The organism is Vicinamibacterales bacterium (genome assembly GCA_035699745.1).
In the GTDB taxonomy this organism is placed as follows: domain Bacteria; phylum Acidobacteriota; class Vicinamibacteria; order Vicinamibacterales; family 2-12-FULL-66-21; genus JAICSD01.
Genome location: DASSPH010000078.1, coordinates 1 through 22,115, shown reverse-complemented (window position 1 = coordinate 22,115; position 22,115 = coordinate 1). Strand labels below are relative to the sequence as shown.

Below are 22,115 nucleotides of genomic sequence, written 5' to 3'. Positions count from 1 at the left end.
GGGGGCCTCGAATGCGTCCGCGCTCCCCTGAGTGATACCGGCATCGCGATCGGCCGGTCATGCTTTACAATGCAAAGTATGGCCGTGTCCAGACCGCTGCGCGTCAAGTTCATCCTGCCCGCGCTCACCGAGGCGACCAGCCCGTACTTCCGGCCGATCAAGTATTCGCTGTTCCCGCCGCTCGGCCTCGCCACGCTCGCCGCGTATCTGCAGCCGGACGACGAGGCCGTGATCGTCGACGAGCACGTCGAGCCGCTGGCCACCGGCGACCGGCCTGACCTGGTCGTCATCCAGGTCTACATCACCAACGCGTATCGCGCGTATCGGCTTGCCGACGGCTATCGGGCGCGCGGTGTGTTCGTCGCGCTCGGCGGGCTGCACGTGACGTCGCTGCCGGACGAAGCCGCGCCGCACGCCGACGCCGTCTTCCTCGGCCCCGGCGAACAGACCTTCCCGCGGTTCCTCGCGGACTTTCGTGGCGGGCAGCCGCGCCGGCTGTATCGATCGGCCGACGGCCGCACCATCGCGGACGTTCCCCCGATTCGGCGCGATTTGATCCGCCGGCGGAACTATCTCGTCCCGAACTCGATCGTCGTCACCCGCGGCTGTCCGCAGCACTGCGACTTCTGCTACAAGGACGCGTTCTTCACCGGCGGCCGCTCGTTCTACACGCAGCGCGTCGACGCGGCGCTGGCGGAGATCGCGCGCCTGCCCGGGCGGCACCTGTACTTCCTCGACGATCACCTGCTCGGCGATCCGCGCTTCGCGCGCGAACTGTTTGCCGGCATGCGCGGCATGCACCGCCTGTTTCAGGGCGCCGCGACCGTCGACTCCATTCTGCGCGGCGATCTCATCGAGCGCGCCGCCGAGGCGGGGCTGCGCAGCCTGTTCGTCGGGTTCGAGACGCTGACGCCGGAGAACCTGCGGCGCAGCCGGAAACGGCAGAATCTCGGCCGCGACTACACGGCCGTTACCCGCCGGCTGCACGATCTCGGGATCATGATCAACGGCAGCTTCGTCTTCGGCTTGGACGACGACGACGAGAGCGTGTTCCGGCGCACGGTGGACTGGGCGGTCGAGCAGGGCATCACCACCGCGACGTTTCACATCCAGACGCCGTACCCGGGCACCGGACTGCACGCGCGCCTGGCGCGCGACGGGCGAATCACGACGGAGAACTGGGACTTGTACGATACGCGGCACGTGGTGTTCCGCCCGGCGCGGCTCAGTCCCGCGGCGCTGAAGGACGGCTACGAGCGGGCCTACCGCGAGTTCTATCGCTGGAGCGCGATCGCGCAGGCGTCGTTCACGCACGGCACCCTCAAACATCAGGCGAAGCACCTTGCCTACGCGGCCGGGTGGAAGAAGTTCGAGCCGTTGTGGGACGTCGTGATTCGCGCCCGGCAGCTTCGACTGATGACGCCGCTGCTCGAAGCCGTGCTCTCGCGCGTTTCCGCGGTGTGCGCCGGCCGCGGTTCCGTAATCTCCGCGTTTCATTCCGGAACACAGGACCGCACAGCAGCACCATGACGTGACGAATTCCTCAGCAAAAAACCTGATTGTGGGACGAGAGCTGTGATGGCACCTTTCGTGCTCATCCGTATCCGACCAATCAGGTTTTTACAGCAGGGAGTTTGAACTCATGCGCCGTACTCTCGTCCTCATTCCTGCGCTGCTGATCGCGCTCGGCACCGTGGTGTTCGCCCAGGAACAGGTGGGCGCGTTGCGCGGCCGTCTCGCCACCTCCGACGGCCTCGCCCTGCCGGGCGCGACGGTCGTCGCCGCGTCCCCGGCGCTGCAGGGGAGCCGCTCGACCACGTCCGACGTGAACGGCGTCTATTCACTTCCCGGCCTTCCCGCCGGCGACTACACCGTGCGCATCGAGATGACCGGACTGGGCTCGATCGAGCGCCGCGTCGCCGTGCCGCTGGGCTCCCCGCTCGTGCTCGACGCGGTGCTCGGTCCCGGGAAGATCAGCGAAACCGTCACCGTCACCGCGCCGGCGCCCGCGCCCGTCGCGACGCCGGCCGGCGCGTTCAACCTGCGCGCCGACGCAACGCGGCTGCTGCCGGTCGGACGCAACCCGTTCCTGCTCGCCGAGCTCACGCCGGGGCTCACCGACAACACGCCGAACCAGAACCAGGTGACGATCGGCGGCGGCCTGGCCTACGACAACATCTTCCTGGTCGACGGCGTCGACGTGAACGACAACGTCTTCGGCCAGTCGAACGGGCTGTTCATCGAGGAAGGCATTCAGGAAGTTCAGGTCCTCACGTCCGGGATCAGCGCGGAATACGGACGCTTCGGCGGCGGCATCGTCAACGTGATCACCCGCAGCGGCGGCAATCTGTTCTCGGGTGCGTTCCGCGCCAACCTGTCGAATGCGTCGTGGAGCGACGAGACGCCGCTGGAGAAATCGCGCGGCACGCGGCGCGCCGGCAAGCTGTCGCCGGTCTACGAAGGGATCGCCGGCGGACCGATCGTCAAGGACCGTCTGTGGTTCTTCGGCGGCGCCCGTGCCGAGCGGACGACGACGGCGAACCTGCTGCCGCAGACCAGCGTCGCGTACTCGGGGCGGAACAAGAACAGCCGCTACGAGGGCAAGCTGACGGGCACGGTGGCGCCGGGTCAGACGCTGCAGGGCACGTACATCGACAGCCGCACGGAGCAGTACGCGGTCTCGCATCCGAACAGCATCGATCCGCGCGCGATCACCTCGCCCGTGATCGCCAACCGGCTCGGCGTCGCCACCTGGCGCGGCGCGCTGGCGAACCGCGCCTTCCTGACCGCGCAGTACTCGCAGAAGTACTGGCAGGTGCGCAACAACGGCGGCACGTCGACCGACATCCACGACTCGCCGTTCCTGACCCGCGGGACCACGGCGGGCGTACCGGCGAACCTGCAGTACAGCTCGCCGTACTTCGATTCGACGGATCCGGACGGCCGGCACAACCGCCAGGCGACGGCGACGATCTCGTACCTGCTGGGAACCCGCGGTCTGGGCAGCCACGAACTGAAGTCGGGCGGCGAGTACTTCGTGTCGACGCGGCGCACGGGGAACTCGCAGACGTCCACCGACTACATCTTCCAGACGGATTACCGGCTCGACGCGTCCGGCAAGCCGGCGCTCGACGCCAACGGCCGGCTGATCCCCGTCTTCACCACGGGGACGAGCCGCATCGTGACCTGGATTCCCTCCCGCGGCGCAGCCATCGACGTCACCACCACGTCGCTGTTCGTGAGCGACCGCTGGTCTGCGGGCCGCCGGCTCACGGTCGACCTCGGCGTGCGCTACGAGCACGTCGCCAGCGATGCCGAGCTGCAGGCGCAGCGCGTCTCGGCCAACACCGTCCTGCCGCGCCTTGGCGCGAGCTACGCGCTCGGTACGGACGGCAAGACGATCGTGTCGGCGACCTACGGACACTACGCCGGCACCTACAACGACGTGCAGTTCTCGCGCAACAGCGCGGCCGGCAACGCCGACCGGATCACCGGGCAGTACACCGGACCGTCGGGTGAAGGGCTGTCGTTCGCCCCGGCGTTCGATCCGGCGAACTACGCGACCATCGCCGGCACGTTCCCGACGGTGAACGTGTCGTTCGCCGGCGGCCTGACGTCGCCGACCACGCGCGAGACGACGCTGTCGCTCGGGCGCGAGTTCGGCGCGCGGCTCTGGGCGCGCGGCCGCTACGTGCACCGCCGCACCACCGACTTCGTCGAAGACGACATCGTCCTTGCCGGCGGCAGGACCACCGTGGTCCGCAACGGCGTCAACTTCGGGACGTTCGACAACGCGGTGTATCGCAACAACGCGTTCGCCCGGCGGGAGTACGACGCGGTGGATCTGCAGTCCGGCTGGCAGCCGTCCTCCGCGCTCACGCTGCAGGGCCAGTGGACGGTGCAGCTGCGCAACCACGGCAACTTCGAGGGGGAAGCGGCCAACAATCCGGCGATCCCCTCGGTGATCGGCGACAACCCCGAGATCTTCGGCGAGCGCAACTTCCCGATGGGGAGGCTCGACGACTTCCAGCGCAGCAAGGTCCGCGTGTGGGCGGCGTACGGTCTGCCGCTTGGCCGCGGCGGCCGCCTCGACGTCGCGCCGATGTACCGCTACAACTCGGCCCGCACGTTCAGCTACACCGCGACGGTGCCGCTGTCGGCGCAGCAGATCGCGAACGACCCGGGGTACGCGCGCCGTCCGGCGTCGCAGACGCTGTTCTTCGGCGAGCGCGGCGCCGGCAGCTTCTCAGGTTTCGCGCTCGTCGATCTCGCGACCACCTGGAGCGTGCCCGTGTGGCAGTCGCTGTCGCCGTGGTTCAAGGTCGAAGTGTTGAACCTGCTGAACAATCAGAAGCTGATCGGGTGGGACACGACCGTGACGGCAAACGCCGCCGGCGCGCGCGACGCCAGCGGGCTGCCGCTCGAGTACGTGCAAGGCGCGAACTTCGGCAAGGGAACGTCGACCGCGCACTATCCGCGCCCGCGCCCCGGCATGGACGGCGGCCGGACGTATCTGCTCGCCTTCGGCGCACGGTTCTAGGCGCCGCGACGTCAGCCGAGCGTGGGCATGACGAACGACGGCCCGACGTCGTCCGTCGGCCACCGCGCCGTGACGGCCTTCGTCCGGGTGTTGAACTTGATGCCCTCCACGCCGTGCATGTGCAGGTCGCCGAACAGCGACGACTTCCACCCGCCGAACGAGAAGAACGACATCGGCACGGGAATCGGCACGTTGATTCCCACCATCCCGACCTCGATGTCGTTCTCGAAGTGGCGCGCGGCGCCGCCCGAGCTGGTGAACACCGCCACGCCGTTGCCATACGGGTTGCTGTTGACGAGATCGATTGCCTCCTGCAGCGTGTTCACGCGCACGACCACGAGCACCGGGCCGAAGATCTCTTCCTGATAGATCGACATGGCGGGCGTGACGCGATCGAACAGCGTCGGCCCGAGAAAGAACCCGCGCTCGTGGCCGGGGATTGAGACTCCTCGGCCGTCGACGACGCAGGTCGCGCCCGCGGCGACGCCGGCGTCGACGAATCCCTTCACGCGATCGCGGTGGGCCTGGGTGACCAGCGGGCCCATGTCGACATTCTCCGCCTGCCCCGGCCCGACCTTGAGCGCGCGCGCCTTTGCCGCGAGCGAGGCGACGAGGGGATCGGCGATCGCGCCGACGGCGACGACCGCCGAGATCGCCATGCACCGCTCACCGGCGGAGCCGTAGCCGGCGCCGATCAGCGCGTTGGCGGCGAACTCCAGGTCCGCGTCCGGCAGGACGACGGCGTGGTTTTTCGCGCCGCCGAGCGCCTGCACGCGTTTGCCGTGGGCCGCCGCCGTCGTGTACACGTAGCGGGCGATCGGCGTCGAGCCGACGAACGAGACCGCCTTCACATCCCGATGCGCGAGGATGGCGTCGACGGCTTCCTTGTCGCCATGGACGACGTTGAAGACGCCGTCGGGAAGCCCTGCGTCCTTCAGCAGCTCCGCCATCCTGATGCTCGGCGTCGGGTCCTTCTCCGACGGTTTGAGCACGAAGGTGTTGCCGCACGCCAGCGCGATCGGGAACATCCACAGCGGCACCATGGCGGGGAAGTTGAACGGCGTGATGCCGGCACACACGCCGAGCGGCTGCAGGCGCGAGTAGGCGTCGATGCCGCCGCCGACGGTGCCGGCGTGCTCTCCCTTGAGCAGGTGCGGCGCGCCGCTGGCGAATTCCACCACCTCGATGCCGCGCTGCACCGACCCCATCGCATCGGCGAAAACCTTGCCGTGCTCCTCGCTGATCAGCCGGGCGAGCTCTGTCTGGTGGGCCTCGAGCAGTTCGCGGAACCGGGTCAGAATGCGGGCGCGCTTGAGCGGCGAGGTCGCGCCCCAGGCCTTGAAGGCCTCTCGCGCCGCGACAACGGCCCGGTCGACGTCGCCCGCCTGAGCGAAGGCGACGCGGCGAATGGTCTCGCCCGTCGCCGGGTTGCTGACGTCGCCGGACCGCTGGCCGAGGGGCGCCGTGCGGGCGCCGTTGATCCAGAACGGAACGGTCTCGACGGTCACGGGGGCAGAGGCGGTGGGAGCCATGGTCCCCTCATCCTAGTGCAACCCGCTATTCGGCGCGCAGGGCGACGACCGGGTCGACCTGGAGCGCCCGCCGCGAGGGGATGTAGCTCGCCAGGGTGGCGACGATCAGCATCACCAGCGCAACGCCGGCGAAGGTCGCGGGATCGGCCGCGCCGACGCCGAACAGGAATGCCGAGAGCGCGCGCGCCGCGAGGAACGCGCCGGCGAGCCCGATGGCGATGCCGGCGAGCGCGAGCACGAGCCCCTCGCGCACCACCGGGAGCAGGACCTGCCGCGGCGCGGCGCCGAGCGCCACGCGTATCCCGATCTCGCGCGTGCGCTGCGCGACGGTGTAGCTGATCAGACCGAACACCCCGACGGCGGCGAGCACCAGCGCGAGCAGCGCGAAGATGCCGATCAGCGTCGCGCGGAACCGCGGGCCGTCGACGTCGTTCTCGATCGCCGACTGCAGCGAGACGATGTCCCCGAACGGCAGGTCGGGGTCGATGGCGGCGAGCTGACTGCGCAGCATCGACGCGACCGTCGCCTGCGGCAGCGCGCTGCGCACCGCCACGCTGGTGAACGGCAGCACGAACTGTTCGTACGGGAAGTAGAGGATCGGCGGCGGCTCGGCCGCCAGCCCCAGCTGGCGCGCGTCCCCCACGAGCCCGACGACGGTAATCCAGGGGCTCGACGGGTCGTCGTCGAATTTCAGGCGTCTGCCGATCGGGTTCTCACCGGGCCAGTACCGGCGCGCCAGCGCGGCGCTGACGATCGTGACGCCCGGGGCGCCGTCGACGTCGCGATCGGAGAAGGTGCGCCCCGCCAGCACGGGGATGCCCATCGCCTCGAAGTAGCCGCCCGAGACGGTGCCGAGATACGCGAACGGACGATCGCCCGGCGACGGCGCCGGCCGCCCTTCGACGTCGAAGCTGCCGCTGGCGCTGCCGGCCCGGAACGGACCGGGGAAACCGGCGCCGACGGCGCGCAGTTCCGGCCGTTCGGCGAGCCCCTCGAGGAGCTGCCGGTACAGCTGTGCCTGCGATTCGCTGGTGCGGTAGCGCGACTGCGGCAGCAGCAGGTGCGCGATCGTCACCTGATCGGGATCGAATCCCGGATCGACGCGCTGCAGCCGCAGGAAGCTGTTGGCCAGCAGGCCCGCGCCGGCGAGGAGCACCAGCGTCAGCGCGATCTCGGCGACGACCAGCGCGGCACGTCCCCGCGCCCGCGCGCTGCCGCGCTCGCCGCTCTCCTTGATCACCTGCGCCGCCTGCGTGCGCGAGGCCTGCAGCGCCGGCAGGATCCCGAACAGCACCCCGGTCACGAGCGACGCCGCGAGCGTCGCGAACATCACCGTCGTGTCGAGGCGGATCGCATCCGTGCGCGGCAGCCCGCGCGGCAGCACCTGCAGCAGGAGCACGACCAGCCACGCGCTGAGGAGCAGACCGACGATGCCGCCGGCGACTCCGAGCACCAGGCTCTCGGCGAGGAGCTGCCGGATCAGATGCGCACGGCTGGCGCCGAGCGCCGCCCGCACGGCCAGCTCGCGGCGCCGCCCGGCGGCGCGCGCGATCAGCAGGCTCGACACGTTCGCGCACGCGATGAGCAGCACGAGACCGACCGCGCCCTGAATCACCAGCAGCGCCTCTCGCACGCCGCCGACCAGCGTCTCTCGAACCGGGACGATGCGGATCGCGCGGCCGCTGCTCGCCGGGTGCGCCTGCTGAATCGCGGCGGCGACCGCGCGCAGATCCTCCCGCGCCTGGTCGAGCGTGACATCCGCCTTCAACCTCGCGACGCCCTGGAAGTACTGGACATCACGGTTGGTGAGCGGGTCCTTCAGGTTGATCGGGGAGGGCGGTACCGGGAGCGGCGACAGCAGCCAGATCTTCGCCTGCTGGGGCCAGGCGAACTCCGCGGGCATCACCGCCGCGACGGTGTAGGACTCGCCGTTGACGCGAACCGCGCGGCCGACCGCACCCGGATCGCCGTTCAACAGCCGCTGCCAGACCGCGTGGCCGATCACCGCGATCTTCTGCCCGGCGGCGTTGTCTGCGGCGAGAAAGGGACGGCCGAGCGCCGCGGGCGTGCCGAGCACGTCGAAGAATTCGGCCGTGACCCAGGCCGCCGGGAACAGCAGCGGCTCCCGCGGCGGCGTCGCCACCGCGACGAAGTCGTCGCGGAACCCGGCGATCGCCTCGAGCGATCGATTGCCGCGGCGGATGTCGAGGAAGTCGCCGGCCGAATGGTTGCTCTCGCGCCCGTTGCGCGTGGTGGCCGACACCTTGACGACGCGGGCTTCGTCCCGGAAGGGCAGCGGCCTCAGGAGCACGCCGTTCACCACGCTGAAGATGGCGGTGTTGGCGGCGATGCCGAGCGCGATGGTGGCGATGGCGACGAGAACGAATCCGGGCGACTTGACGAGCGTGCGAATGGCGTAGCGGATCGGAGCCATGGGCCCTTCACTGTTCGGTTGTGGGAGCCGCGATCCCGGATTCGAGCGCTGTCATCAGCAGCTGCGCGAATTCCGGCCCTTTTCCCTGTTCCTCGTGCTTGAAGTAGACGTAAGCATCTCCGATGCCGTCGAGCCCGCGAATCGTGCGCGCCCAGCGCACGATGTCGGCAGGCTGGTACCCCTCGTCCCGGAGCCGGAAATACGCATAGTCGGCGGTCGCCACCACCGGTGTGCTCATCTTTTCGCTGTCCGCGATGCAGAGCGCGAGATTGCGGCGGCGCAGCGCCGCGAACACCGCATCGTCGTGCCATGACGCGTGCCTGAACTCGAACGCGGCGCGCGTGCCCTCGGGGAGGGTGTCGACGAACGCGCCGAGCACCGCGTCATCACGCTTCATCGTCGGCGGCAGCTGGAAGAGCAGGACGCCGAGCTTGCCGCCGAGCGTCGCCGCCGTGCGGCAGAACGTCTGTGTCAGATCCTCGACGCGCTGAAGCCTGGCGTCGTGAGTGATGCGCCGCGGCGCTTTCAGCGTGAACGTGAAACGATCCGGCGTGCCCTTCGCCCACCCTTCCAGGAGCGCCGGCGTCGGCATCCGGTAGAACGTGTAGTTCACCTCGACGGTGGTGAAGCGCTCGGCGTAATACGCCAGCATCCTGGCGGTGGGAAACTTCTCCGGATAGAAGCTGCCGCGCCATTCGGGGTAGTTGTAGCCGGATGTGCCTACCAGATACCGCATGCTCTTTCCTGAGCGGCCTCGCCCCTCAGACTCCCGACTCGTTGTCGCCCGTTCGCCCCGCGGCGCGCCGGGCGAACTCGACGATCTGCCGCTCGGCCCAGTAGCCGTCGTCGTCTGGATGCGCCGGCTCGCCGAGAAAGCCGCAATGCCCGCCGTATTCCGTGATGAGGACCGTCAGGTGCCGGTTCGCCGTGAGGCCCGGATGCCGGAACGACTCGACGGGCACGAACGGATCGTCCGCCGCCGTAATGATGAGCCCGGGAATCTGGATGCTGTCAACCACCCGCAGCGCCGCGGCGCGATGGTAGTAGTCCTCGGCGCTCGCGAAGCCGAAGAACGGCGCGGTATAGACGGCGTCGAACTGCCGGACCGAGCCGATGCTGCGCAGCGCGGCGAGGTCGAAGCGTCCCGGGAAGCACTGTTCCTTCCGCCGCATGCGGTTCTTGAGATTGCGGACGAAGTTCCACTGGTAGACGAGGTTGGAGCGCCGCTCAAGCGCGCGGACGCAGCTTTCCAGCTCGAGCACCGGCGAGACCGCACACACCGCCTTCAATTGCGGCAGCGTCTGCGGCGATTCGGTGCCGGCGAGCCGGAGCGCCAGGTTGCCGCCGAGGGAATAGCCGGCGGCGACGACGTGCTCGAGGCGGTCGGTCCGCGCCAGCTCGCGGATCACGAACGCGGCGTCATCGATCAATCCGGAGTGATACAGGCCCGGGCCGAGATGTTCGGTGCCGCCGCAGTTGCGCTGGTTGAGCAGGACGGCATTGAAGCCGGCGCGCAGCGCCTTGTCAGCCACGCCTCGCATGTAGTGCGCGCTGCTGGAACCTTCCAGTCCGTGCAGCGCCAGGATCGTGGGACGGGCGTGGCGCTCGGGCTGCCAGTAGCAGTGCGCGAGAACCTGCGTGTCGGCGGTGACCTGGAAGAGCCGTGACTCGGGCTCCGGCAGTTGAAACCGCCGCGGCGCCGCCCAGCAGAAGATCGTCATCCAGTGGCCGTTGCGCAGATGCCTGCGGGGTGCGAAACGGGTGCCGGGGCTTGCCGTGGCCGGTGGCGGTGCGGTGTGCGTCGGAGTCAACGAAGTCTATAGATATAGAGCGAGCCCGACCGGTGCACGAGCGGCAGATCGATCTGCCGCTCGACGATCAGATAGTCGAGCCGGTATCGCCGGGCGAGCTCGCGCGCGCCGGCGGGCGTGTCCCAGGCAATCGCCTGCATCGCGCGCATCCGGTCGGCCAGGGCGAGCGCCGCCGTCCGATCGTACATCGCAATCGCCGGATCCTTGAGCGCCTCGACCAGTACGTCGCGGGCGCCGGCGGCGCGGAGGCTCGAGCCGTATTTCGCGGCATGGATTGGATCCGCGAGCCAGGCGCTCCGCGGATCCGTCGTGCGCGCGAACGCCATCGCGCCGCGCCAGTCGGCGTGCTGGATATCCACGGCGAACACGCGCCGGTCGGGGAACTGCACGAACATCGTGTAGACCCCGCGCGCCGCCGATACGGCGAGGAGCAGCAGCGCAACGATGGCCGCGCGCCCGGCGTTCGCCGCGGCGCTGTCCTGGCGCGCTGCATCAGGCGCTGCGGTTTCGCGGCCTGCGCGAAGCCGCCCCTCGGCCAGCCACCACACCAGGTAGATCGTCGCCAGCAGATCGAGCAGCCAGAACACGCGCGAGGCCTGCAGCTGTACCGCGAGGGCGACGTGCGCCGCATTGAACGGCAGCCAGCACGCGAACAGCACCACGAGCAGCATCGACCCCAGCGCCAGCCCGCGCTCCCCGGCCACCGTCAGCCCCGCGCGCTCCCGGCGGCGCCAGCACCAGAGGACGATCGGCACCGTGACCAGGTTGGTCAGCCACGCATCCCAGGGCCAGACGAGTGGATAGAGATCCTTGTCCCCGATTGCCTCGAGCCAGGCGGCATCCATGACGGTGAGATGCCCGGCGAGCGGGCCGACCGTGAGCGCGATGGCGGCGGCCATCGCCGCGGCGGCGCCGAGCGCGATCGTGACGCGGCGCCGCGCGGGCTGCTCGAGTGCGGCCGCCGCGCACAGCCACACCGCGAACCACAACGCGGTGGTCGGATGAATCAGCATGCCTCCGGCGATGAAGATCGCCGCGACCCGACGGCGCCGGCGCAGGAACATCGCCACGGCCCAGAGTCCCAGCGCGAACGCGAGCTGGCGCGGATGGAAGTACCCTTCGAGCGTGTTCGCGCCCGTCTTCGCGATGGCGTGCCGCAGGGTCAGGGCCGCGCCGAGTGCCGCCGTCGTCCAGCCGAGGCGGTAGACGTGCGACCCGATTCTGACCGCGGCCGCGGCCAGCAGCAGCAGCGTGCCGGCGTAGAGGCCGAGGAACAGGTGCTGCAGCGACACCCCCGTGAGGCTCACCGCCGCGGCGACGATCTCGTCGATCGCGGTGAGCTTCGCCTGGGCGTCGATGAGCGCGGCGCTCGCGGGGAAGAGCGCCGGATCGAGCTGCCGGAGAATCGCCGGGATGTAGAACGCCTGATCCGACGCCGCGTACCGGTAGCCGGCGGCGTTCATCGCCGCGAGCACCACGAACGCGGCGAACCCGCTAGCCTTCGTCAGCGGTCGGCCCGTAGATGGAAGGCAGCGGCACGTCGCGCATCCGCAGGTAGACGGAGAGCTGGCCGCGGTGATGGATCAGGTGGTTCATGATGAAGCTGCGCCACACCGCGATCTTCGGCAGCGTGAACACCTCCTGGCCGTTCTGTTTGAGCGTCCACGGCGTGAAGAACGCGGCGTCGAGCTGCTCGTCGACCCTGGTCCGTGCCTTCTTCACGTTGGCGTCGAACGCGGCGAGAATCGGCGCGACTTCAGTCGGCTGCTTCGGCCGGGCGTCGTCGCCGATCGTCGCCACGTCGAAAACCGTGGTGTCGAACGTGGCGTCGACCCAGTGAGGAATGTTGGCGATGTGCGCGGCGAGCTGGCCGAGGCTGAACGATTTGGCGTGCGGTTTCCACGCCAGCTCGCCCTCGGGCACGCGCTCGAGAACACGGCGCGTGGTCCCCATCTCGTGATCGAACTCGGGCAGCAGGGAATCCTTGAGGGGCATTTCCGAAGTATAGCCACGGATCACACGGATCACGCGGACGCTGCGGATCGGACGCGGATTTCACCGGCGGCGTCAGCGCGGGACCGTGCACGAGGTTCCGCCACCGGTGGCGCAGACGGCTCCAGCTACTCATGCCGCAGCGCCTCCATCGCCGGGATCCGCGCCGCCCGGCGCGCCGGCAGGTAAGCGGCGGCGAAGGCCATCACGAGGAGCGTCCCCGTCGCGGCCGTGACGATGGCCGGATCGAAGGGGTCGACCCCATAGAGCTGGCTGCGCACCAGACGCATCGCTGCCGCCGCGGCGCCCACGCCCGCAGCCGCGCCGGCGAGGATCGTCGACGCGTCCTCGCGGACCACCATCCATCGAACGGCCGCCGGCGGCGCGCCGAGCGCCATCCGCAGCCCCATTTCGGCGGTGCGGCGGGTGACGCCGTAACTCACCAGACCATAGAGGCCGATGCAGGCGAGGAGCGTGGCGAACGCCCCGACGTAGCTGGCCAGCAGCGCCAGGAGCCGCTCGCGGGCGAACGAATCGGCCGTCTGCTGCTCGAGCGTCGTCGCCTTGAAGATCGTCAACCCCGGATCGATCCGGCTCATCGCTTCGCGAACGCGCGCGAGCAGTTCGGCGGCGGGGCCGGCGTGGCGGATCTCGAACGTCGGCGAGTAGAAGATGTCCTTGATCTGCAGCGCCGGGAAATAGATCACGTCGCGGATCGGATCCTTGACGTTGGCGTAGCGCACGTCCCGGACGACGCCGACGATCTGCCGCGCCGCCGCCCCGGTGTCGATCTGCTGGCCGATCGGACTGCCGACGAAGTGCCGCGCCATCCGTTCGCTGACGATCGCGACGCGCGGCGACTCCCGCGTGTCGCGCTCGTCGAAGTCGCGCCCCGCGACCACCGGGATCCCCAGGGTCGCGAAGTAGCCGGGCGCGACGTGGTTGAAGGCGGCGCGAATGCGTTGCTCGTTCGACAGCGTACGACCGCCCGCATGCCGGAACGAGGTGATGAAGTAGTAGTTCTCGCTGACCGGGCGGACGGCCGACATCGTGACGGACACCACGTTGGGAAGGGGGCGCAGCTCCTCGAGGATGCGGCGGTACGTCTCGGGGATGGCGTCCCCGGTCTTGCCCGCGAGGCGCGCGTCCGCGGAGAACATCAGCACCTGACGGCGATCGTAGCCGGTGTCCTGCTGCCACAGGTTCTGCAGCGTCCGCAGGAAGTGTCCGGCGGCGACGAGGAGCACCAGCGATACGCCGACCTGCGAGGCGACGAGCGCGCGATCGAGCATCCGCCGCCGCCGTCGGGCGCCGATCTGCCGGTCGGGCGCGAGACGCGGCGCGGCGGTCGCGCGCAAGGCCGGGATCAACCCGCAGAGCAGACAGGTGACGAGGGAGACCGCGGCGGTGAAGCCGAACAACCGCGCGTTTGCCGTGAGCGGGATCGGCGGAGCCTCGACGGACGGGAATGCGACCGAGAGAAGCAGCCGGCTGCCCCAGCTCGCCAGCAACAGTCCGGCGGCGCCGGCCAGTCCGGCCAGCACCAGCGATTCGGTAACGAACTGGCGGACGATGCGCCGGCGCGCCGCGCCGAGGGCGAGCCGCGTGGCGATTTCATGGCGGCGTGCATCGGATCGCGAGAGCAGCAGCGTCGCGACGTTGAGGCTGGCGAGCAGCAGCACGGCCGCGAGCAGCATCAGCAGCAGCCGCAGCCAGCGCTCGTAGCGGATGCGGAGGTCGCTGGCGTTCCCCAGGCTGCCTGGCTCGAAGCGCAGGCGGCTTTCGCGTGCCATCCGTCGATCGTCGGCGTTGCGCGCCGCGTCGAGCCCCGCCTGCGTGAAGATCCGCTGCGCTTCTTCCTCCGCGGCCGCAATCGTCACCCCGGGCTTCAGCCGCGCCATGATGTAGAGCCACGTCGTGAACGGGCCGCTGAACATCGGCCGGCCCTCGTTCAGCGCGGGATACGCCTGAAGCGGCACGCTGACGTCATGCGGCCGTCCCACTTCCGTGCCGGTGAAGCCGCGCGGCTCGACGCCGACGATCGTGAACGGAACGCCGTTGAGGGCGATGGCCGCGCCGATGACATCCGGACGCCCGCCGAACCGGCGCTGCCAGTAACCGTGATTGAGAACCGCGACCTGCTGTCCCGGCCGGTCATCCCGCGCGTCGATCAATCGTCCGGCCGCCGGCGTCAACCGCAGGGTCCGGTAATAGTCGCCGCTCACGAACACGCCGTATGCCGCTTCCGCGCCGTCGCGTCCCGAGATGGTGACGCGGCCGAACGGACTGGTCGCAAAGATCCCGTCGAGCGTGGTCGTACGCTCGCGGATCGCGACGAACTGCGGCGTCGGCATCGAGTAGTTGTACGGCCTGCCCGGCGTTGCGATCGACGGGGTGCCGAAGGACGCGACCACCAGACGATCGGGCTCCGGCACGGGCAGCTTCTGCAGGGCGATGGCGTCGAACAGCGTGAAGATCGCCGCCGTGGCGCCGATCCCCAGCGCAAGCGAGGCGATGGCGAAGAGGGCGAAGAGCGGACCGCGGCGGAGCAGGCGCACCGCATGGCGCACGTCGAGCACGAACGCCGCAACGAAAGCGCCCGCCTTGACGTCGAACACCTGCTCCTTCAGCGCGCCGACCCGCCCGAGCTGAATCGCCGCCGCGCGGCGCGCCGCGTCCGGCGCGAGGCCGGACTGGCGATGTTCCTGTTCGAGCAGCGCCAGCGTCGTGTGCAGTTCATCGTCGAGATCGCGGTCGACGCGGTCGCGATGCACGACGTTCCGCCAGAGATGACGCAGCCGGGAGAGAGCGCTCATGTGAAGGCAGACTCACGCCTCGAGCGCGCGGGCGATCGCCAGCGCGACGCGGTTCCACTGCGCTTCTTCCTCCCCGAGCTGTTTCCGTCCGCTGCGGGTGAGCGCGTAGTACTTCGCGCGCCGGTTGTTCTCGGACGTTTCCCACGTCGAACTGAGCCATCCCGCTTCCTCGAGCCGATGCAGCGCGGGGAACAGCGATCCCGGCTGGACCACGAAGGTCCCGCCGGTGATCTGTTCGATGCGCCGCGACACGCCGAGCCCGTGCAGCTCGCCGGCGGAGAGCGCCTTCAGGATGAGCAGGTCGAGCGTGCCGCGCAGCAGCTCGGAACGATCGGGAGGCATCGGGCTCTCTCCTATCGGTTTTCTATACGAACGGCAGTCTGCGCTCGTTCATATAGAAAGTCAATAGGAAGCCTATTGCAGAGAATCGGCTTCGATAATCAGCGTCTTGGTGCCGACGACCTTGCCGTCGATCGTCACCTTGACCAGATAGCTGCCCGGCGCGAGCGCGGGGCCGAAGCCGCCGCGGCCGCGGCCGCCGCCGCCTCCTCCGCCGCCTTGTCCCTGCGCCGCCGGCGCACCGGCCGCTCCCGGCTGCGCGCCGCGCCCCTGCGCAGGTGGTTCGGTTGCCGGCCGGTCCTCACGTCCGGCGCCCTGGCGGCCGGCGGCCGGCGGATTCGCCGGCGGATTCGCCGCGGGCGGCTGGAGCACCGTCGCGGTCGCGGCGGGGGCCGCGGCCTGGCCGGTGCCTCCGCCCTGGCCGCCGCCCGGAGCCCCGCGCCCCTGCGGCGTGGCGCGGAGATCCCACCGGACGCGGTTCAGGCCAGCGGTCTTCGGCCCCTCGATCACCCGCACCTCGCGGCCGGTGATATCCGAGATGCTCACCCGCACGTCGCCGGCGCTGCCTTTCAGCCAGTAGCTGATCGCCGTGCCCTGATCCGGGTTCTGCCCGCGGAAGTGCTTGGCGCCGCCGACGGTGATCTGTTTCTGGATGTCGGTCAGCCACGCCGTCGCCGGCCGCACGTCGAACACGTGCGAATCCGCCTGCATCGTGGTGTCGGTCAGCGCCTCGAGCGCCGAGATGTCGTCGAGGATCCAGATGCTGCGCCCGTGCGTGCCGGCAATCAGGTCGCGCTCGCGCGGATGGATCACCAGATCGTCGATCCGCACCGTCGGCATCCCCTGCATCAGCCGCTTCCATTCGCGGCCGCCGTTCAGCGACACGTAGATCGCGTACTCGGTGCCGAGGAAGAGCAGGTTGCGATTGCGGTTGCTGGCGGTGATCACGTTGACGTTGCCCGACGGCAGGTTCGACGCGATCGACGTCCAGGTCTCGCCGAAATCGCGGGTGACGAACACGTAGGGCTTGTGATCGTCCGTGCGGTGGCCGTCGAACGTGACGTAGGCGCCGCCCGGGTCGAACGGCGAGGCCTCGACGCGCGAGACGTGCGTTTCCTGCGGCACGCCCGGCACTTTGTCCACCACGTTCTTCCAGGTCAGTCCCCCGTCCCGGCTCACCTGGACGTTGCCGTCGTTGGTGCCGGCCCACACGATGCCCGGCACCACCGGCGATTCGCTGAGCGTGACGATGTTGCTGTAGGCCGCCGCGCCATCGTGCTTCGACGCCATCGGCGCCTTGCCGTCGACCCCCATGATCGGCCGATCGTTGCGCCCGATCTTGCGCGTCAGGTCGTCCGACATCACCCACGTGTTGCCGCGATCCATCGACTTGAACATCCGCTCCGCGCCCAGGTAGATGGTGGACGGATTGTGCGGCGAGAGCAGGAACGGCGTGTTCCAGTAGAACCGGAAGAACGTGTTCGGCGGCGGCGGCGGCACGACGTTGCCGCTCGCCGCCCCGGGTCCGAAACCGAACTGGGCGAGGACCGCGGGATCGACGCCTTCCGCCCCGGGCGGGGTGCCGCGGCCGCCCGGTCCGCGCGGCCGGATCGAGGTCGTCGTGCCGCGTCCGAGGTCGACGCGATTGGTCGCGCCGTCCTGCGACTCGGAGTAGACGATGCGCCAGTCCGTCGGATCGCTCGCGGTGTAGAAGCCGTCGCCGCCGCCGACGCGATACCAGTCGGAATTGAGGATGCCGTTCGTGCTCCGCACCGCGCTCGGACCGCACCAGCTGCCGTTGTCCTGCAGCCCGCCGCACACGAAGTACGGCTTCCGCATGTCGACGCTGACCTTGTAGAACTGACCCACGGCGCCGAGGCTGTTGACGAACTCCCACGTCGCGCCCTGGTCGTAGCTGACGTCGAGCCCGCCGTCGTTGCCGTTCAGGAGGTGATTGCCGTCGCGCGGATTGATCCAGATGGCGTGGTGATCGCTGTGCGCGAGCCCCTGGACCTGACGCCACGTCTTCCCGCCATCGGTCGTCTTGAAGAACGGCGCGCCGCCCTGATAGGCGATCTCCGGGTTGGTCGGATCGACGCGGATCTGGCTGTAGTACATCGGCCGGTCCATCGTGTTCGACAGGAACCGCCACGTCTTGCCGGCATCGTCGGACCGCCAGATGCCGGACTTGTTCGGGTCGGGAGGAGGCGCCGGACCGCCGCGGCCGCCGCCGCGGCCCTGCGTGCCCGGATCGACCAGCGTCCCGTCGTCGTTCACGTTCGCGCCGGTGCCGCCGCTCGGGCCGACCTCGATCGACGCATAGATCGTCGACGGCTTCGACCGGGCGAGGTCGAGGCCGATGCGTCCGATGATCGGGTTCTCCGGCAGCCCGCTGCCGGACAGCCTCGTCCACGTCCGGGCGGCGTTGGTGGTCTTCCAGATCGCGCTGTTCGGCCCGCCGCCGTTGAAGCCCCACGGCTGACGCCGCCGCTGGTACGACGCCGCATAGAGCACGTTGGGGTTGGACGGATCCATCACCACGTCGGTGAAGCCCGTGTCGTTGTCGATGAACTTGGTGTTGGTCCACGTCTCACCGCCGTCCGTCGTCTTGTAGAGACCACGCTCGGGGTTCGGTCCGAACAGGTGGCCGATTACCGCGACGTAAGCGGTGTTCGGGTCTTTCGGGTGGACGACGATGCGGGCGATGCTCTGGGTCTCCTTGAGGCCCATGTACTTCCACGTCTTGCCTGCGTCGGTCGATTTGTAGACGCCGGCGCCGAACGACGAGCTCTGGCGGTTGTTGGGCTCGCCGGTGCCGGCGTAGATGACGTCAGGGTTCGATGGCGCGATCGCGAGGTCGCCGATCGACGTGACCGGCTGCTCGTCGAAGATCGGCGTGAAGGTGGTGCCGTTGTTGACGGTCTTCCAGATGCCGCCGGTCGCGAACGCGACGTAGTAGATCGAGGGATTGCTCTCGACCACCGCGATGTCGTCGATCCGCCCGCCCATGTTGGCGGGGCCGATCGACCGCCACGTGAAGTTCTTGAGGATCGGATCGTCGGTCTGATGAATGGGCGGGGCGGCCGGCGCCGCGGGCTGCTGAAACCCCTGCGCCTGCATGCCGCGAACCCCGAAGGCACACAGACCGGCCGCGACCAGTCCGGCGCCGAGGCGCAGTGCGGTCGTTCGATTACTCAAGGCAACTCCTCCTGCTCGGCGCGTCCACGCGCTCGAGCCCGGAGGAGTTTACGACAGATTTTTCGACCGAGGGCCGACGTCCGGCTACCGCTTGTTGAAATCGACCTTCGGCGCGGCCTGCGAGGAGGGCGGCGCCTCGTAGTAGGGATATTCCTTGAAGCCGAACACCTTGGCGGTGACGTTGCTGGGGAAGCGCCGCCGGGTCGTGTTGTACTCCTGGATCCGCTCGTTGTAGCGCATGCGCGCGACGCTCAGGCGGTTCTCCGTCCCCGAGAGCTCGTCCATCAGCCGGTTGAACTGTTCGTTGGCCTTGAGGTTCGGATAGTTCTCGACGACCGCGAGCAGGCGGCCGAGCGCGGTCGACTGCTGATTGGCCGCCTCGATGGTCTCGGCCGGCGTCCTGGCCGCGAGCAGCTTCGAGCGCGCGTCCGCGATCTCCTTGAACACGCCTTCCTCGTGGCTGGCGTATCCCTTCACGGTCTCGACCAGATTCGGAATCAGATCGTTGCGGCGCTGGATCTGGTTCTGCACCTCGCCCCACGCCCCCTTGATCGCTTCCTCCTGGGTCGTGAACCTGTTGTAGGAACAACCCGATAGCGTCACCGCCACGATTGCGAGCACCGCCGCGTGAAGCGCTTTCCGCATTCTCTGTCTCCTCGTTTTCAGATCACCCGATCGCCCGATCACCCGATCACCCGATCGCCCGATCACCCGATCACCCGATCGCCCGATCGCCCGATTCGCTCACCAGCTTCCCGATGCTCCTCCGCCGCCGGACCGTCCGCCGCCGAAGCCCCCGAACCCTCCGCCGCCGAAGCCGCCGCCGCCGCCGCCGAACGACCCGCCGGTACTGCCGAAGCCGCCGCCGCCGAACGAGCCCGGGCCGCCCGTCCAGCTGCTCCACGGCCCGTGGCCCCAGTAGCGCCGCCGGCGGCGCCGGTTGCTCCGGGCTGATGCAATCAGCATGACCACGATCCAGAAGACGAGAATCCACGGAAAGTTGGTCCGTTCGCGCGCCGGTCTCGCGGTCTGCCCCGGTACGTCGGGAATCGTGACACCGCGCTGCTCGCCGATCCGGTTGATGAGACGCGTCACGGCCGCGAGCAGCCCTTCGCCGTACGCGCCGCGCCGGAAGGCGGGCACGAGCGCCTCGCGGATGGTGTCGCCGGCATAGGCGTCCGGGATCATGCCCTCCAGGTCGTAGCCGACTTCGACCTTCACTTTCCGGTCGTCGACGGCGACGAGCAGCAGCAGGCCGTTGTCCTTGCCCTTCTGCCCGATGCCGCGGCCGCCGTTCTCGAACATCTTGACGGCGTACTCCTCGATGCTGCCGTACGGCTGGAAGGTCTTGACCGTCGCCACCACGATGACGTCTCCGGTAGTCTGCTGCAGCGCACGAATGCGCTTGTCGAGCTCGCCGCGGCTGCCGGCGTCGATGACGGCGGCGAAATCGTTGACCGTGTCGGTCAGCGCCGGCGGCGGCGGCTGCGCCGCCGCCACCGCGACGACGACGAGCACCGCCGCGAGGGTGGCCGCGAACTGCTTCATGCGCGCCACCGGTCCACGTACTCCCAGATTCGCTTCGACGCGTCGATGTAGGGGCCGAGCAAGTGGCTCGGATCGGCAATCGTGGACGCGCCATCAGCCGACGTCGCGAGCACCGTGCGAATGAGCGCGCGCGGGATCCCCATGCGCAGCTCCGCCAGGGCCGCCAGCGATTCGTCGGACGGCGTCGACGTGTCCTCGGGACCGGGGCCCGCTTCGGGCAGCCGCGCGATGTGCGTCAACAGCGCGCGCAGCGGCGCAGCCGACGCGACAATCAGGCTGGCGATCCGCAGCGTCTCGCCGTGAGACTCGAGAAAGGCTTCCCGCAGGTGAATCAGGTGGCTCTTGGCCAGTCCTTCGACCGAGCGCCGGACGTCCTCGGGCGGAATCGACACGCCGGCGAACGGATCGCTCCCGCGGACGACGGCGTAGTCGGCCATCATCGTGGCGTATTCGAGCGGGAAGATGTCGATGGTGCGGCGGAGTTCTTCGGGCGAGAGGAGGAGCGGCACCGAGGTGCCGCGGTGGTGCCAGCTCTCGGTCAGGGGCAGCGACGCGGTGAGATCGCGGAAGGTGAGCCCTTCGACGAGCGCGCAGGAATGCACCGATCCGTCGGCCTGGTGCCCCGGATAGGCGATCAGCGAGACCAGCCGCGGACCGAAAATCCCATCGAGGTCGCGCGCGAGGCTCTCGATCGCGCGCTGCTGTGATTTCGAGAATTGCGGCATCTCCCGATTATAGCGGCGCGCTACAATCGACTGTTTCATGGAGCTGCGCACGTTCACGATCGGGTGCTTCGGCGGCGGCACGGGTCTGCCGAGCCTGCTCGGCGGCTTGAAGAACAACCCCTGGCTCAACGTCAACGCCGTCGTCACCATGTTCGACAGCGGCGGCAGCTCCGGGGTGCTGCGCGACGAGCTGGGCGTGCTGCCGCCGGGCGACGTGCTGAAGTGCGCGCTGGCGCTGGCGCGCAACGAGCGGGAAGCGCGGCGCGTGCTGCTGGCGCGGCTCCCGACGCTGGAACACCAACGCCTCGGCGGCCATACGGGCGGCAACCTGCTGCTGTCGATGATGCAGCAGTACAGCGGCGACTTCATCGCGGCGGTCGACGGCCTGCGCGGCCTGCTCGGCTGCCGCGGCCGCGTGTGGCCCGTCAGCGTCGAGCAGGCAAGCGTGTGCGCCGAGTACCGCGACGGCAGCCGCACCCGCGGTGAAGTCGAGGTGGACGCGGGGCACAACGCCGGCCACGGCGTGACGCGGCTGTGGCTCGAGCCGGAAGTCCGCATCCTCCCCGCGGCGGCCGACGCGATCGCCGGTTTCGAGGCGGCGATCATCGGACCCGGCAGTTTCTATACCAGTCTGATGCCGATCTTCCTGGTGAAGGGGGCAGCCGAGGCGCTGCGGCAGGTGAAGGGCCCGATCGTCCTGGTCACGAACCTGCTCACGGAAGGGCGCGGCATGGAGGGCTTCACCGCGGGGACCGCGGTCCGCGTGCTGGGCGAGACGATCGGCCGGCCGGTGGACGTGGTGGTGGTGAACACGGCGCGCCCGTCAGCGGCGACGCTGGCGCGCTACGCGGAGGAGCACAAGTCGCCGCTCGAGCGCGGCGACGTGCCGTCAGGGTGCGAGGTCGTGAGCGGCGAGTTCTGGTGCGGCGAGATCGCGCGCCACGACCGCCGCCGGCTGGCGCAGGCCGTGTGGGCGGTGCTGGCGAGAAGACTGCTGTAGCCGGTAGCCGGTAGCCGGTAGCCGGTGGCCGGTGGCCGGTAGCCGGTAGCCGGTAGCCGGTAGCCGGTAGCCAGTAGCCGGTGGCCGGTAGCCGGTAGCCGGTAGCCGGGAGCCGGTAGCCAGTAGCCAGTAGCCGGGGGCCGGTAGCCGGTAGCCGGTAGCCGGTAGCCGGTAGCCGGT

15 protein-coding genes are annotated in these 22,115 nt (G+C 69.4%); 3 read left to right on the top strand and 12 right to left on the bottom strand.

The features are described 5' to 3' along the window. Positions 1 to 78 precede the first annotated feature (78 nt). Both VFK57_19520 and VFK57_19515 read left to right on the top strand, forming a co-directional pair. Entirely contained in the window at positions 79 to 1,530 is a 1,452-nt protein-coding gene (locus VFK57_19520; GenBank protein HET7697912.1) for a radical SAM protein, read from the top strand. 112 nt (positions 1,531 to 1,642) lie between these two features. Beyond that, a complete protein-coding gene (locus VFK57_19515) occupies positions 1,643 to 4,540 on the top strand; it encodes a TonB-dependent receptor (protein ID HET7697911.1) in 2,898 nt (965 codons plus the stop codon). Positions 4,541 to 4,551: 11 nt separating this feature from the next. Here the strand turns inward: VFK57_19515 and VFK57_19510 are convergent, their stop codons facing one another. The 12 genes from VFK57_19510 to VFK57_19455 all read right to left on the bottom strand — a co-directional run bounded on the left by VFK57_19510 (position 4,552) and on the right by VFK57_19455 (position 20,935). Beyond that, on the bottom strand, positions 4,552 to 6,072 hold the full coding sequence (locus tag VFK57_19510; protein HET7697910.1) for a CoA-acylating methylmalonate-semialdehyde dehydrogenase: 1,521 nt from the start codon (positions 6,070 to 6,072) through the stop codon (positions 4,552 to 4,554). Positions 6,073 to 6,097: 25 nt separating this feature from the next. Beyond that, a complete protein-coding gene (locus tag VFK57_19505) occupies positions 6,098 to 8,506 on the bottom strand; it encodes an ABC transporter permease (protein ID HET7697909.1) in 2,409 nt (802 codons plus the stop codon). 7 nt (positions 8,507 to 8,513) lie between these two features. Next, positions 8,514 to 9,242, bottom strand: coding sequence for a DUF72 domain-containing protein (locus VFK57_19500; GenBank protein HET7697908.1), 729 nt, complete (start codon positions 9,240 to 9,242; stop codon positions 8,514 to 8,516). Positions 9,243 to 9,267: 25 nt separating this feature from the next. After that, on the bottom strand, positions 9,268 to 10,227 hold the full coding sequence (locus tag VFK57_19495) for an alpha/beta fold hydrolase (GenBank protein ID HET7697907.1): 960 nt from the start codon (positions 10,225 to 10,227) through the stop codon (positions 9,268 to 9,270). A gap of 86 nt (positions 10,228 to 10,313) precedes the next feature. Next, positions 10,314 to 11,795 carry a hypothetical protein gene (locus VFK57_19490; protein HET7697906.1) on the bottom strand — a complete coding sequence of 494 codons (1,482 nt, stop codon included), beginning with the start codon at positions 11,793 to 11,795 and terminating at the stop codon, positions 10,314 to 10,316. Between the two features lie 16 nt (positions 11,796 to 11,811). Next, complete coding sequence (locus VFK57_19485; GenBank protein HET7697905.1) at positions 11,812 to 12,312, bottom strand: DinB family protein; 501 nt, start codon at positions 12,310 to 12,312, stop codon at positions 11,812 to 11,814. 125 nt (positions 12,313 to 12,437) lie between these two features. After that, positions 12,438 to 15,125: an ABC transporter permease gene (locus tag VFK57_19480; GenBank protein HET7697904.1), complete on the bottom strand. Its 2,688-nt coding sequence runs from the start codon at positions 15,123 to 15,125 to the stop codon at positions 12,438 to 12,440. Positions 15,126 to 15,137: 12 nt separating this feature from the next. Then, positions 15,138 to 15,467, bottom strand: a complete 330-nt coding sequence (locus tag VFK57_19475) for a PadR family transcriptional regulator (GenBank protein ID HET7697903.1) — start codon at positions 15,465 to 15,467, stop codon at positions 15,138 to 15,140. Between the two features lie 72 nt (positions 15,468 to 15,539). Continuing rightward, positions 15,540 to 18,662, bottom strand: coding sequence for a hypothetical protein (locus tag VFK57_19470; GenBank protein ID HET7697902.1), 3,123 nt, complete (start codon positions 18,660 to 18,662; stop codon positions 15,540 to 15,542). A gap of 84 nt (positions 18,663 to 18,746) precedes the next feature. After that, positions 18,747 to 19,307, bottom strand: a complete 561-nt coding sequence (locus tag VFK57_19465) for a LemA family protein (protein HET7697901.1) — start codon at positions 19,305 to 19,307, stop codon at positions 18,747 to 18,749. Between the two features lie 99 nt (positions 19,308 to 19,406). Next, positions 19,407 to 20,210: a TPM domain-containing protein gene (locus VFK57_19460; GenBank protein HET7697900.1), complete on the bottom strand. Its 804-nt coding sequence runs from the start codon at positions 20,208 to 20,210 to the stop codon at positions 19,407 to 19,409. Further along, on the bottom strand, positions 20,207 to 20,935 hold the full coding sequence (locus tag VFK57_19455) for a hypothetical protein (protein ID HET7697899.1): 729 nt from the start codon (positions 20,933 to 20,935) through the stop codon (positions 20,207 to 20,209). Before VFK57_19455 ends, VFK57_19460 begins: the two co-directional genes overlap by 4 nt. Positions 20,936 to 20,972: 37 nt before the next feature. Here VFK57_19455 and VFK57_19450 point away from each other — a divergent pair, with 37 nt between their 5' ends. Next, positions 20,973 to 21,935, top strand: a complete 963-nt coding sequence (locus VFK57_19450; protein HET7697898.1) for a gluconeogenesis factor YvcK family protein — start codon at positions 20,973 to 20,975, stop codon at positions 21,933 to 21,935. Positions 21,936 to 22,115: the final 180 nt, after the last annotated feature.